Annotated in this window: 11 protein-coding genes and 1 other RNA gene; 10 read left to right on the top strand and 2 right to left on the bottom strand. The window is 39.4% G+C overall.

Annotated features, from left to right (window positions below):
• Positions 1 to 94 precede the first annotated feature (94 nt).
• The gene (gene glf, locus HMPREF0851_RS09010; RefSeq protein WP_000272528.1) at positions 95 to 1195 is read left to right on the top strand and encodes a UDP-galactopyranose mutase; all 1101 of its coding nucleotides are present in this window, start codon (positions 95 to 97) and stop codon (positions 1193 to 1195) included.
• Between the two features lie 525 nt (positions 1196 to 1720).
• Entirely contained in the window at positions 1721 to 3700 is a 1980-nt protein-coding gene (locus HMPREF0851_RS09005; protein ID WP_000857587.1) for a peptide ABC transporter substrate-binding protein, read from the top strand.
• A gap of 138 nt (positions 3701 to 3838) precedes the next feature.
• Here HMPREF0851_RS09005 and pbp1a read toward each other — a convergent pair whose 3' ends face one another.
• Positions 3839 to 6016 carry a penicillin-binding protein PBP1A gene (pbp1a, locus tag HMPREF0851_RS09000; RefSeq protein ID WP_001041323.1) on the bottom strand — a complete coding sequence of 726 codons (2178 nt, stop codon included), beginning with the start codon at positions 6014 to 6016 and terminating at the stop codon, positions 3839 to 3841.
• Entirely contained in the window at positions 6013 to 6609 is a 597-nt protein-coding gene (gene recU, locus HMPREF0851_RS08995) for a Holliday junction resolvase RecU (protein ID WP_000248750.1), read from the bottom strand. Before recU ends, pbp1a begins: the two co-directional genes overlap by 4 nt.
• 65 nt (positions 6610 to 6674) lie before the next feature.
• Here recU and HMPREF0851_RS08990 point away from each other — a divergent pair, with 65 nt between their 5' ends.
• From HMPREF0851_RS08990 to HMPREF0851_RS08960, 8 genes are all read left to right on the top strand, one after another.
• On the top strand, positions 6675 to 7202 hold the full coding sequence (locus tag HMPREF0851_RS08990; RefSeq protein ID WP_000196205.1) for a DUF1273 domain-containing protein: 528 nt from the start codon (positions 6675 to 6677) through the stop codon (positions 7200 to 7202).
• 72 nt (positions 7203 to 7274) lie between these two features.
• Positions 7275 to 7604 (top strand): cell division regulator GpsB, encoded by a 330-nt coding sequence (gpsB, locus tag HMPREF0851_RS08985; protein ID WP_000907308.1) that lies wholly within the window; start codon positions 7275 to 7277, stop codon positions 7602 to 7604.
• A gap of 20 nt (positions 7605 to 7624) precedes the next feature.
• Positions 7625 to 8006, top strand: an RNA gene (rnpB, locus tag HMPREF0851_RS15695) — RNase P RNA component class B.
• 84 nt (positions 8007 to 8090) lie between these two features.
• On the top strand, positions 8091 to 9248 hold the full coding sequence (locus HMPREF0851_RS08980; protein ID WP_000711363.1) for a THUMP domain-containing class I SAM-dependent RNA methyltransferase: 1158 nt from the start codon (positions 8091 to 8093) through the stop codon (positions 9246 to 9248).
• Between the two features lie 12 nt (positions 9249 to 9260).
• Positions 9261 to 10661, top strand: coding sequence for a cell division site-positioning protein MapZ (mapZ, locus tag HMPREF0851_RS08975; RefSeq protein WP_000163146.1), 1401 nt, complete (start codon positions 9261 to 9263; stop codon positions 10659 to 10661).
• A gap of 75 nt (positions 10662 to 10736) precedes the next feature.
• Positions 10737 to 12161: an NADP-dependent phosphogluconate dehydrogenase gene (gene gndA, locus HMPREF0851_RS08970; RefSeq protein WP_000158769.1), complete on the top strand. Its 1425-nt coding sequence runs from the start codon at positions 10737 to 10739 to the stop codon at positions 12159 to 12161.
• A gap of 11 nt (positions 12162 to 12172) precedes the next feature.
• Positions 12173 to 12862: a DNA-binding response regulator gene (locus HMPREF0851_RS08965; RefSeq protein WP_000518022.1), complete on the top strand. Its 690-nt coding sequence runs from the start codon at positions 12173 to 12175 to the stop codon at positions 12860 to 12862.
• A gap of 98 nt (positions 12863 to 12960) precedes the next feature.
• Positions 12961 to 13834, top strand: an 874-nt coding sequence (locus HMPREF0851_RS08960) for an N-acetylmuramoyl-L-alanine amidase family protein (RefSeq protein WP_000771088.1), incomplete at its 3' end; no start/stop codon positions are given.

The raw sequence follows: 13834 nt of genomic DNA, 5'->3' as shown, positions 1-13834 counted from the left end.
CGCTGACGTGGTTTGAAGAGATTTTCGAAGAGTATAAGATTCTCTCTTTTACTATAGTTAAGGAGATGTAAAGATAAGTGATAAGGAAGAGACTATGTACGACTATCTAATCGTTGGTGCTGGTTTGTCGGGAACAATTTTTGCTTATGAGGCGACTAAGCGTGGAAAAAAAGTAAAAGTAATTGATAAACGTGACCACATTGGTGGGAATATCTATTGTGAGAATGTAGAAGGAATCAACGTTCACAAATATGGTGCTCATATCTTCCATACTTCTAATAAAAAAGTGTGGGATTATGTTAATCAATTTGCTGAATTTAACAACTATATCAACTCGCCTGTAGCTAATTACAAGGGTAGCCTTTATAATCTACCTTTCAATATGAATACTTTCTATGCTATATGGGGGACAAAAACTCCTCAAGAAGTCAAAGATAAGATTGCTGATCAAACGGCTCATATGAAGGACATTGAACCTAAAAACTTGGAAGAACAGGCTATCAAGTTGATCGGTCCAGATATTTATGAAAAGTTGATTAAAGGATACACTGAAAAGCAATGGGGGCGTTCTGCGACTGACCTTCCACCCTTTATCATCAAACGTCTACCAGTTCGTTTGACTTTTGATAATAACTACTTCAACGACCGTTACCAAGGGATTCCAATCGGTGGGTATAATGTCATTATCGAAAATATGTTGAAGGATGTGGAAGTAGAACTTGGAGTTGACTTTTTTGCCAATCGTGAGGAATTAGAAGCTTCTGCTGAAAAGGTTGTCTTTACAGGGATGATTGACCAATACTTCGATTATAAACATGGTGAGTTAGAATACCGTAGTCTTCGTTTTGAGCATGAAGTTCTAGATGAGGAAAACTATCAAGGAAACGCAGTTGTTAACTACACAGAACGTGAAATTCCTTATACTCGCATTATTGAGCATAAACACTTTGAGTATGGTACACAGGAGAAAACGGTTATTACTCGTGAATACCCAGCTGATTGGAAACGTGGAGATGAACCTTATTATCCAATCAATGATGAGAGAAACAATGCTATATTTGCCAAATATCAGGAAGAAGAGGCAACAAATGACAAGGTTATTTTCTGTGGTCGTTTAGCAGATTATAAATACTACGACATGCATGTAGTCATTGAACGGGCCCTGAATGTTGTAGAGGAAGAGTTGAGACATTAATGCAATGATTCTATAATTTTAGAATCTTTGCTACTTAAGATTTTTAGAAGTAAAGCGAACAAGATTGTTTTCTGTCGGTCAGAAGAGAATCTATGTTGGCTTTTTGTTTTATGTAGATGGCCAATTTATACTTATGTAAAATCAAAGAGCGTCTTTTTGTTGGCAGTTTTCCCAAGAAATATCGTAGTCCAAGTATGTACTTTAAAATTCAACAGTTCTTATAAGTATTCCTGTATTGTATGGAATCAATGCTAGAGTTTTTGCTAAAAATATATCATATATATTCTCAAAAAAGGATAATTTCTACTCTTTTTGATTTTAAATAAGTATAAAACAGAATACTATTTGATATTTAGAGATATTATCAACAAATTCTTTGTTATGTGAATTAGTTAAGAACTATTTAATATTATTCATATTTTTGCAAACTTATTGTTTAAAAAATAATTTTCAAAAATTCTGAAAATTCTGTTGACAAGGTTTGAAAAAGGGTCTATAATGGACAGAAAAACAAAGGAGAGTACTATGAAAACAAGAAAAGTATTGGCTCTTGCGGGAGTAACTTTATTAGCAGCAGGTGTTTTAGCTGCTTGTTCAGGGGGCTCAGGCGCTAAAGGTGAGCAGACCTTTGCATTTACCTACGAGACACACCCAGATAATCTCAACTACTTAACAACTGGTAAGGCAGCGACTGCTGACATTACTAGTAATGTGATTGATGGATTGCTTGAAAATGATAAATATGGGAACCTTATTCCCTCAATGGCAGAGGACTGGTCAGTTTCTAAGGATGGCTTGACCTATACTTATAAGATTCGTCAGGATGCCAAGTGGTATACATCTGAGGGAGAAGAGTATGCTCCTGTTAAGGCTCAGGACTTTGTGACGGGTCTTAAATATGCAACAGATAAGAAAGCAGAAGCCCTTTACTTGGTACAGGATTCAATCAAAGGTCTGGATGCATATGCAAAAGGTGAAATTACAGACTTTGCTCAAGTCGGGATTAAAGCGCTTGACGATCAAACAGTCCAATACACCTTGAACAAACCTGAAAGTTTTTGGAATTCTAAAACAACTATGGGTGTACTTGCGCCAGTCAATGAAGAGTTTTTGAATTCAAAAGGGGATGATTTTGCTAAAGCTACGGATCCAGGTAGCCTATTGTATAATGGCCCTTATTTGTTGAAATCTATTGTGACCAAATCCTCTGTCGAATTTGCGAAAAATCCTAACTACTGGGATAAAGACAATGTACATATTGACAAAGTTAAATTGTCATTCTGGGATGGTCAAGATACTAGTAAACCTGCAGAAAACTTTAAAGATGGTAGCCTTACAGCAGCTCGTCTCTATCCAACAAGTGCAAGTTTCGCAGAACTTGAGAAAGAGATGAAGGACAATATTGTCTATACGCAACAAGACTCTACTACGTATCTAGTGGGAACAAACATTGACCGTCAATCTTATAAATACACATCCAAGACTAGCGAAGAACAAAAGTCTTCTACTAAAAAAGCATTATTGAACAAGGATTTCCGTCAGGCTATTGCCTTTGGCTTTGACCGTACAGCTTATGCTTCTCAGCTAAATGGACAAACTGGAGCAAGCAAAATCTTGCGTAATATTTTTGTTCCACCAACATTTGTTCAAGCAGATGGGAAAAACTTTGGCGATATGGTCAAAGAAAAATTGGTGACTTATGGGGATGAATGGAAGGATGTGAACCTTGCTGATGCCCAAGATGGTCTCTACAATCCAGAAAAAGCCAAGGTTGAATTTGCCAAAGCTAAATCAGCTTTACAAGCAGAAGGCGTGACTTTCCCAATTCATTTGGATATGCCAGTTGACCAGACAGCAACTACAAAAGTTCAACGTGTCCAATCTATGAAACAATCCTTGGAAGCAACTTTAGGAACTGATAATGTCATTATTGATATTCAACAACTACAAAAAGACGAAGTAAACAATATTACATATTTTGCTGAAAATGCTGCTGGCGAAGACTGGGATTTATCAGATAATGTCGGTTGGGGTCCTGACTTTGCCGATCCATCAACCTACCTTGATATTATCAAACCATCTGTAGGAGAAAGTACTAAAACATATTTAGGGTTTGACTCAGGGAAAGATAATGTAGCTGCTAAAAAAGTAGGTCTATATGACTACGAAAAATTGGTTACAGAAGCTGGTGATGAGGCTACAGATGTTTCTAAACGATATGATAAATATGCTGCGGCCCAAGCTTGGTTGACAGACAGTGCCTTGATTATTCCAACTACATCTCGTACAGGACGTCCAATCTTGTCTAAGATGGTACCATTTACAATACCATTTGCATTGTCAGGAAATAAAGGTACAAGTGAGCCACTCTTGTATAAATACCTTGAAATTCAAGACAAGGCAGTCACTGCAGATGAATACCAAAAAGCGCAAGAAAAATGGATGAAAGAAAAAGCAGAATCCAATAAAAAAGCGCAAGAAGAACTCGCAAAACATGTGAAATAGAACAAATAAGAAGTTAGTTTTGGCTAACTTCTTTTGGTTTCTCGAAAATGAATTGATGGCTATCTTCACTTTCAGAGATAATGAAGCTAATTTTTGTAGAAAAAATCCTGAGTTTCTACTCTCAGGATTCTCTTCATCTTACTGTTGTGGTTGCTGTTGAACTTGTGGATTTTGTGGTGTTGGTTGTACTGGTTGGATAGTCTGCCCAGCTTGTCCTTGATTAGGATTAGTTGCTGGAGCATTATTGGGTTGTTGACCAACCGTCGTACTTGTCTGTGTAGTAGAACTTTCAGTTGTTGTAGAGGAATTCTCTACTGACTGTGTTTGTTGTGTGGCTGGAGTATTCCAACTATTTCTTGCTCCATTTTGGAAGACAAATTCTCCACTTCTATATAAGGCCTCTGGCATTGTCCAATCTCCAGGTTGGTCATCTTCTGATAGATAGCTTATCATTGAGCGATAAACCTTAGCTGCAACATAGAAGCCGTCCCCAATGATTGGAGTTAGACGATTTGAGTATCCTGTCCAAACAGCCATTGAATATTTACGAGTATAACCTACAAACATTTCATCTGGTGCTACGTAGCCAGTGTTCTTGATATACTTTTCAATTTCGTCGTCAGTATAGTTAGAAGTACCTGTCTTACCTGCTTGTGGAAGCCATGGTAGGTAGGCTCCACGTCCAGTTCCGTAAGCTAAAACAGTTTTCATCATTTCGGTCATCATATAGGCAGTGGTTTCTTTCATAGCTCGTGTACCAGCATCAGAAAATTCTTTTTCACTACCATCACTAAAGACGATTTTATTGATATACATTGGTTTGTGATAAATACCACCATTAGCAAAGGCGGCATAAGCAGCAGCCATTTTTTCACTACTTGCACCGTATTGTTTGTTAGATTCTGTTGTATTACTTGAAATGGCGTTAGCATAGTGTATGCTTGGATAGTCGATACCAAGGCCGTTGAGGAAGGTTTTTGCTCTGTCTAAACCAACCTTACTAAGAGTTTCAACCGCTGTGACATTACGTGATTGTTGAAGAGCATACTGGATTGTAATATTTCCAAAGTAGCCATGATCCCAGTTGTAGACTGGAGTATTGGTACCAGGATAGTTATAAGGAACATCATGTACAATAGTTGCAGTAGAGTCGTAGACTCCATATTCTAAAGCGGGAGCATAGTCAGTAATTGGTTTCATAGTAGAACCCCAGTCACGGTTGGTTTCAACAGCTTGGTTGATGCCGAAAGATACATTACTTGATTGGTGACGGGCACCTAATTGAGCAATGACTTTACCATTTGTTACATCTACGATAGTGGATGCTACTTGGATTTCATCATCTGGATAAGCAACGTACTCATCTGTGTTGTAAACATCCCAAAGTCGCTTTTGAACATCTTTGTCGACATTAGTATAGACTTCCATACCTGTGGTAAGAAGGTTGTAGCCCGTTTCTTGTTCGACTTGGTCGATTACTTCTTTGAGGTAGTTGTCCATATAGGCTGGGTAACTATTGGCTGACTTCAAGCTTTGAAGCCCGTTAGTGATAGGCGTATTAATAGCTTTTTCATACTCTTCTGCACTGATGTAATTTTGCTCTTTCATTTCTGAAAGTACCAAGTTACGACGCTCTAGAGCAGCTTCTGGGTGGGAATATGGATCATATTGGTTTGGTGCTTGAGGCATTCCGGCTAGGAGTGCTAACTGTGGCAGGCTTAAATCCTTCAAGTCTTTTCCATAGTAATTTTCGGCTGCGGTTTGCATTCCATAGTTACCGTTAGACATGTAGACTTTGTTGATGTAGTAGGTCAGGATTTCTTGCTTGGTTGCTTTTTGCTCTAATTGAACGGCTAGCCAAGCTTCTTGGGCTTTACGTGATATGGTTTGGTCAGCAGTTGAAGTAGAAAAGTAAGTTAATTTAATCAATTGCTGGGTCAAGGTTGAAGCCCCTTGGAGTCCCCCTTGTCCTTGGAGGTTTCTCAATGCAGCTCCCATGATACGAATAGTATCAACACCTCTATGATCAAAGAAGCGGTGATCTTCGATTGAGACGATAGCTTTAACCAAATCAGTGGGAATTTCATTGGCTTGAGCATTTACGCGACGTTCAGATCCAAGGTCAGCAATCAGTTCGTTCTTATTGTCATAAATCTTGCTGGAAGTTGTCGTAACCAATTTACTTTCAGATAAGGCTGGAGCCTTGCTAACAAAGTAGAGGAAGACACCACCACCTAATAGAAATAAAGCGATAAATAAGGTAAGGAATGTAATTCCCATATACTTTAAGAATCGCAGAATAATTTGTTTGTTCATCTTGTTTTACCACCTAGTAAATGTTCTTTGATAATGTCGAGATAGGGAATTTGAGGGAAAGCTCCCTGCTTTACTAAATATCCGTTTTCCCGAATATATCCAAGTGGCATTGATTTTTGACCCTTATCTTGATGATAAAAACGAATCAAATCAAGTGCCGGTAACAAGTAAGTTTCTTGTTGAGAAGAAAAATGAAGTAGAACGAAGCAAATGCCCTGCTGTTCCAGAACTTGTTCCATATGTTGAATCTGATGAAGATGGAAGTTTTTTAGTGGAATAGCATTTTTTTGTCGTGTTTCCTTGGCTTCAAAGTCAATGTAATGTCCTCTATACACGCCAGAGTAATCTGTTGTGGAAGCTTGTCTAAAATAGGCCTCTACAATTTTGGCTCGACTACGTTGAGGATAGTCTACTCGAACGATCTGAACAGGCGTCGGTTTTTTGTGGATAACTGCCATACCATGTGTCAGATAGTAGTCGTTGGTAGCGTTAATCATCTTTTCAAAAGTCATTCCTCGATTTGCGAAATTTTTTGGTTGAGAAATAGATGTTTGGCTTTTTTTTGATGAAATTTTATGAGGATAGTTGACCATATTTCTCCTTATTGGTACAATAACATCACTCTATTATACCATAAAATATAAAGAAAGGTGTAAAAATGACTAGAGCTTTAATTATGGGCTATTCTAGCTTTGATTTGGGTGTCTTTAACGAAAAAGATATCAGGTTAAAAATTATAAAGAAAGCGATTAGAAGAGATTTAGAAAACTTAGCAGAAGAGGGGCTTAAATGGCTGGTCTTTACTGGGAGCTTGGGATTTGAATCCTGGGTTCTTGATGTCGCAAATGAAATGAAAGACGAGTATGATTTCAGCCTAGCGACTATTTTTGATTTTGAAACGCACGGGGGAAATTGGAATGAAGACAATCAGATGAAACTTAGCCAATTCAAGCAGGTAGATTTCGTTAAATATGCCTATCCCAAGTATGAAAACAAGGGGCAACTACGTGATTACCAACGATTTTTACTGGAAAATACTGATTTAGCTTATTTTTTCTATGACCCAGAAAATGAGACCAAATTAAAATTTATGGACAAGCTGATGACAAATCAGGAAGGCTATCGTATAAAAAGGCTAACCTTTGAAGACTTAAATGAGCTGGTAGAAAATTTTTCTGAAAAGTAAGCCTTTGACCTTGATTTTTGTTTGCCTTTTTTTATATAATAATACTATTAGAAATTGAGAATGGAGAGAGAGATGGCAGGTATTATTTTTTCAGCAAAAGATATTTTTGAGCAAGAGTTTGGACGTGAAGTTCGTGGGTATAGTAAGGTTGAAGTTGATGAATTTTTGGACGATGTCATCAAGGACTATGAAACTTATGCTGCCCTAGTCAAGTCTCTCCGTCAAGAAATTGCTGAGTTGAAAGAAGAATTAGCTCGTAAACCGAAATCCTCACCAGTTCAATCAGAGCCTATTGAAGTGGCGACTACAAGTTCTATGACGAATTTTGATATTTTGAAACGCTTGAATCGTCTCGAAAAAGAAGTATTTGGTAAACAAATTTTAGATAACTCTGATTTATAAGAGCTTATTTGAAAAATGCAATTTTTGGATAATCGCATGAAGAGAATTTCTTTTCATGAGGAAAGTCCATGCTAGCACAGGCTGTGATGCCTGTAGTGTTTGTGCTAGGCGAAACCATAAGCCTAGGGACGAGAAATCGTTACGGCAGTTGAAATGGCTAAGTCTTTGGATAGGTCAGAGTAGGCTTGAAAGTGCCACAGTGACGAAGTCTTTCTGGAAACGGAGAGAGTGGAACGCGGTAAACCCCTCAAGCTAGCAACCCAAATTTTGGTCGGGGCATGGAGTGCACGGAAACGAACGTAGTACTCTGACTGCTATCAGCTCTATGCTGTTAGTGGTAGACAGATGATTATCGAAGGAAGTGGTCCTAGTCACTTCTGGAACAAAACATGGCTTATAGAAAATTGCATATAGGTTGGGGCTGAGAAAACTTTCTCAACCTCATTTTTTAAAGTGGACATATAGAAAGGTCTTATAAGACTGAAAATGAAAAAAGAATTTAATTTAATCGCGACTGCTGCAGCGGGTCTTGAAGCTGTTGTGGGACGAGAAGTGAGAGAGTTGGGCTATGATTGTCAGGTTGAAAACGGCCGTGTTCGTTTTCAAGGAGATGCAAGAGCTATCATCGAAACTAACCTCTGGCTTCGGGCAGCAGACCGTATCAAGATTATTGTAGGAACATTCCCTGCTAAGACTTTTGAGGAGCTGTTTCAGGGAGTATTTGCCCTAGATTGGGAAAATTATTTACCACTTGGAGCTCGATTCCCGATTTCAAAAGCCAAATGTGTTAAATCTAAACTTCACAATGAGCCCAGTGTACAGGCTATTTCAAAGAAGGCTGTTGTTAAGAAGTTGCAGAAACACTACGCCCGTCCAGAAGGTGTTCCTCTGATGGAGAATGGGCCAGAGTTTAAGATTGAGGTATCTATTCTCAAAGATGCGGCAACTGTCATGATTGATACGACAGGGTCTAGCCTTTTTAAACGTGGCTATCGTACGGAAAAAGGTGGGGCTCCGATCAAGGAAAACATGGCGGCAGCCATTTTGCAACTTTCTAATTGGTATCCAGACAAGCCTTTGATTGATCCGACCTGTGGTTCAGGAACCTTCTGTATCGAGGCAGTTATGATTGCTAGAAAGATGGCTCCTGGTCTTCGTCGCTCCTTTGCCTTTGAGGAATGGAACTGGATCAGCGATCGACTAATTCAAGAAGTGCGTACAGAAGCAGCTAAGAAAGTGGATCGTGAGATGGAACTAGATATTATGGGCTGTGACATTGATGCACGTATGGTGGAAATTGCTAAGGCCAATGCTCAGGCGGCAGGGGTGGCAGGCGACATTACCTTTAAGCAGATGCGCGTGCAGGATTTACGTTCTGATAAAATCAATGGAGTGATCATCTCTAACCCGCCTTATGGAGAACGTTTATCAGATGATGCAGGAGTTGCCAAGCTTTATGCTGAAATGGGGCAAGTATTTGCACCGCTGAAAACGTGGAGCAAATTTATCCTAACTAGTGATGAATCCTTTGAGACCAAGTACGGTAGTCAAGCAGACAAGAAGCGTAAGTTATACAACGGAACCTTGAAAGTGGATCTGTATCAATATTTTGGGCAGCGTGTCAAACGCCAAGAAGTAAAGTAGAAAGGTAAACTCATGACTAAGAAAAGACGGAATCGTCATAAAAATGAAGATCAAGAACCGCAATTTGATTTTGATGATGCCAAAGAGCTAACGGTTGGACAAGCTATGCGAAAAAATGAAGAGGTGGAAGCAGGTGTATTGCCTGGAGATTCTATCTTAGACAAGTATGTGAAGCAACATAAAGATGAAATTGAGGCAGATAAATTTGTGACCCGCCAATACAAAAAAGAGGAGTTAGTTGAAACTCAGAGTCTGGATGATTTAATTCAAGAGATGCGTGAGGCTGTAGAAGAGTCAGAAGCTTCTTCGGAGGAAGTTCCATCTTCTGAAGACATCTTGCCACCCTTGCCTCTGGACGATGAGGAGCAAGGCTTGGATCCTCTATTGCTAGAGGATGAAAATCCAACAGAAATGACTGAAGAAGTGGAAGAGGAGCAAAACCTTTCTCGTCTGGAACAAGAAGAGTCAGAAAAGAAAAGCAAAAAAGGCTTTGTTTTAACCGCTTTGGCGCTTGTATCAGTAATTATCTGTGTCAGTGCTTATTATGTCTATCGTCAAGTAGCTCGTTCGACTAAAGAAATCCAGACTTCTCAATCAACTACGAACACGCAGTCAGATGTAGAAGAATTCAATAATTTATATGATGGCTTCTATACAGATAGTAATAAAACGGCTTTGAAAAATAGCCAGTTTGATAAGTTGAGCCAACTCAAGACCTTGCTGGATAAGCTGGAAGGTGGTCGTGAACATACTCTTGCCAAATCTAAGTATGATAGTCTAGCAACGCAAATCAAGGCTATTCAAGATGTAAATGCACAATTTGAGAAGCCAGCTATTGTTGATGGTGTTTTGGACACTAACGCTAAAGCTAAATCGGATGCTAAATTTACAGATATTAAAACTGGAAATACGGAGCTTGATAAAGTGCTAGATAAGGCTATCAGTCTAGGAAAGAGCCAGCAAACAAGTGCTTCAAGTTCAAGTCAAGCTAGCAGTTCAAACTCAAGTCAAGCCAGCTCAAATACTACTAGTGAGACAAGCTCAAGTAGTTCAAATGCGACTTCAAATGAGACTAGAAGTTCTCGTGGTGAAGTCAATATGGGTGTATCAAGTGCAGGAGTTGCTGTTCAAAGAAGTGCCAGTCGTGTTTCTTACAACCAATCAGCTATTGATGATAGCAATAATTCTGCTTGGGATTTCGCGGATGGTGTTTTGGAACAAATTTTAGCGACTTCACGCTCACGTGGTTATATCACTGGTAACCAATACATCCTTGAACGTGTCAATATCGTTAATGGCAATGGTTATTACAACCTCTACAAGCCAGATGGAACCTATCTCTTTACCCTTAACTGTAAGACAGGTTACTTTGTTGGAAATGGTTCTGGACATGCGGATGACTTGGACTACTAAGCAGTCGTTACAAAATTCTTTCTTTTCAAAAGTAAAAATGATAAAATAAAACAAATTAAACAAGAGGAGTGTCAAATGACAAAAGCTAACTTTGGTGTCGTAGGTATGGCCGTAATGGGTCGTAACCTTGCCCTTAATATTGAATCTCGTGGTTACACAGTTGCTATCTACAACCGTAGTAAAGAAAAAACGGAAGATGTGATTGCTTGCCATCCTGAAAAGAACTTTGTACCAAGCTATGACGTTGAAAGTTTTGTAAACTCAATCGAAAAACCTCGTCGTATTATGCTTATGGTTCAAGCTGGACCTGGTACAGATGCTACAATTCAAGCCCTTCTTCCGCACCTTGACAAGGGTGATATCTTGATCGACGGAGGAAACACTTTCTATAAAGATACAATCCGTCGTAATGAAGAATTGGCAAACTCAGGTATCAACTTTATCGGTACTGGGGTTTCTGGTGGTGAAAAAGGTGCCCTAGAAGGTCCTTCTATCATGCCTGGTGGACAAAAAGAAGCCTACGAATTAGTTGCGGATGTTCTTGAAGAAATCTCAGCTAAAGCACCAGAAGATGGCAAACCATGTGTGACTTACATCGGTCCTGATGGAGCTGGTCACTATGTGAAAATGGTTCACAACGGTATCGAGTATGGGGATATGCAATTGATTGCAGAAAGCTATGACTTGATGCAACACTTGCTAGGTCTTTCTGCAGAAGATATGGCTGAAATCTTTACTGAGTGGAACAAGGGTGAATTGGACAGCTACTTGATTGAAATCACAGCTGATATTTTGAGCCGTAAAGATGATGAAGGCCAAGCTGGACCAATCGTAGACTACATCCTTGATGCTGCAGGTAACAAGGGTACTGGTAAATGGACTAGCCAATCATCACTTGACCTTGGTGTACCATTGTCACTGATTACTGAGTCAGTATTTGCACGTTACATCTCTACTTACAAAGAAGAACGTGTACATGCTAGCAAGGTTCTTCCAAAACCAGCTGCCTTCAAATTTGAAGGAGACAAGGCTGAGTTGATTGAAAAGATCCGTCAAGCCCTTTACTTCTCAAAAATCATTTCATACGCACAAGGTTTTGCGCAATTGCGTGTAGCTTCTAAAGAAAACAACTGGAACTTGCCATTTGCGGATATCGCATCTATCTGGCGCGATGGCTGTATCATCCGTTCTCGTTTCTTGCAAAAGATTACAGATGCTTACAACCGTGATGCAGACCTTGCCAACCTTCTTTTGGATGAATACTTCTTGGATGTTACTGCTAAGTACCAACAAGCAGTACGTGATATCGTAGCCCTTGCTGTTCAAGCTGGTGTACCAGTACCAACCTTCTCAGCAGCTATTACTTACTTTGATAGCTACCGTTCAGCTGACCTTCCAGCTAACTTGATCCAAGCACAACGTGACTACTTTGGTGCCCACACTTACCAACGTAAAGACAAAGAAGGAACCTTCCACTACTCTTGGTATGACGAAAAATAAGTAGGTCTGCCATGGGGAAACGGATTTTATTACTTGAGAAAGAACGAAATCTAGCTCATTTTTTAAGTTTGGAACTCCAAAAAGAGCAATACCGAGTTGATCAGGTTGAGGAGGGGCAAAAAGCCCTCTCCATGGCTTTTCAGACAGACTATGACTTGATTTTATTGAATGCTCATCTGGGGGATATGACAGCCCAGGATTTTGCAGACAAGCTGAGTCGGACTAAGCCAGCCTCAGTCATCATGGTCTTGGACCATCGTGAAGAATTGCAAGATCAGATTGAGGCAATCCAACGCTTTGCCGTTTCTTACATCTATAAGCCAGTTATTATTGAGAATCTGGTAGCTCGTATTTCAGCGATTTTCCGAGGTCGGGACTTTATCGACCAACACTGTAGTCAGATGAAGGTTCCAACGTCTTACCGCAATCTGCGTATGGATGTAGAACATCATACTGTTTATCGTGGCGAAGAGATGATTGCTCTGACGCGTCGTGAGTATGACCTTTTGGCTACTCTTATGGGAAGCAAGAAAGTTCTGACTCGTGAGCAGTTGTTGGAAAGTGTCTGGAAGTATGAAAGTGCGACAGAGACCAATATCGTGGATGTCTATATCCGTTATCTACGTAGCAAGCTTGATGTAAAAGGTCAGAAAAGCTACATTAAAACCGTTCGTGGTGTTGGTTACACCATGCAAGAATAGAAAAGCAGTTGCAGTTTTGTAACTGCTTTTTTGAGGGGGGTTCTATATATTGACATGCAGTTTGGTATTTGCTATAATCAGTTATGGAAGATATATACATGAAACTTTTGAAAAAAATGATGCAAGTTGGATTAGTAGCAATATTCTTTGGTTTTCTAGCTACAAATGTAGTATTTGCAGATGATTCAGAAGGTTGGCATTTTGTACAAGAAAACGGAAGAACCTACTACAAGAAGGGTGACATCAAAGAGACGGACTGGCGAGTGATTGATGGGAAGACCTATTATTTTGATTATAATGGCGAAATGGTTGTTGGTTGGCAGTACATTCCAATGCCAGTTAAAGGATATACAATTGGTCCTTACCCTAATGGTATAAGATTAGAAGGTTCCCCAATGCCAGAATGGTACTACTTTGACAAAAATGGAGTGCTACAAGAGTTTGTTGGTTGGGAAGAAGTAGAGCTAAAAGATTCCTTAACCGTTGGGAAAAAACATGGTGAAGGCTGGGAAGGTCCCGAAGTTCTTAAATTAGCATACTACTACTTTGATCAAGATCATTCTTTAAAGACAGGTTGGCTTTATGATCAATCTAACTGGTATTACCTAGCAAAAACAGGAGATTCTGGGAATAAGAATCTTGGTGGTGAAAGACGTGTAGGTTGGATAAATGATGGTTCAGCTTGGTACTATCTAGATTCAGAAACTGGTATCATGCAAACTGGTTGGAAACAACTTGGCAATAAATGGTACTACCTCCGTTCATCAGGTGCAATGGCAACTGGTTGGTATCAAGATGGTTCAACTTGGTATTATTTAGATAATAAAAATGGTGATATGAAGACAGGTTGGGTATATGTTGGTAACCGTTGGTACTACCTTCGTTCATCAGGTGCAATGGCAACTGGTTGGTATCAAGATGGTTCAACTTGGTATTATTTAGATAATAAAAATGGTGATATGAAGACAGGTT

The organism is Streptococcus sp. M334 (genome assembly GCF_000187745.1).
Taxonomy (GTDB): Bacteria; Bacillota; Bacilli; order Lactobacillales; family Streptococcaceae; genus Streptococcus.
Note: the sequence above shows the minus strand (reverse complement) of the source record. Positions and strands in the feature narration are given on the sequence as shown.

Coding starts and splice junctions, on each gene's coding strand:
- gpsB (WP_000907308.1), top strand. CDS start 7,275: ATGGCAGGTATTATTTTTTCAGCAAAAGATATTTTTGAGCAAGAGTTT.
- recU (WP_000248750.1), bottom strand. CDS start 6,609: ATGGTCAACTATCCTCATAAAATTTCATCAAAAAAAAGCCAAACATCT.
- HMPREF0851_RS08980 (WP_000711363.1), top strand. CDS start 8,091: ATGAAAAAAGAATTTAATTTAATCGCGACTGCTGCAGCGGGTCTTGAA.
- HMPREF0851_RS09005 (WP_000857587.1), top strand. CDS start 1,721: ATGAAAACAAGAAAAGTATTGGCTCTTGCGGGAGTAACTTTATTAGCA.
- HMPREF0851_RS08965 (WP_000518022.1), top strand. CDS start 12,173: ATGGGGAAACGGATTTTATTACTTGAGAAAGAACGAAATCTAGCTCAT.
- mapZ (WP_000163146.1), top strand. CDS start 9,261: ATGACTAAGAAAAGACGGAATCGTCATAAAAATGAAGATCAAGAACCG.
- gndA (WP_000158769.1), top strand. CDS start 10,737: ATGACAAAAGCTAACTTTGGTGTCGTAGGTATGGCCGTAATGGGTCGT.
- HMPREF0851_RS08990 (WP_000196205.1), top strand. CDS start 6,675: ATGACTAGAGCTTTAATTATGGGCTATTCTAGCTTTGATTTGGGTGTC.
- pbp1a (WP_001041323.1), bottom strand. CDS start 6,016: ATGAACAAACAAATTATTCTGCGATTCTTAAAGTATATGGGAATTACA.
- glf (WP_000272528.1), top strand. CDS start 95: ATGTACGACTATCTAATCGTTGGTGCTGGTTTGTCGGGAACAATTTTT.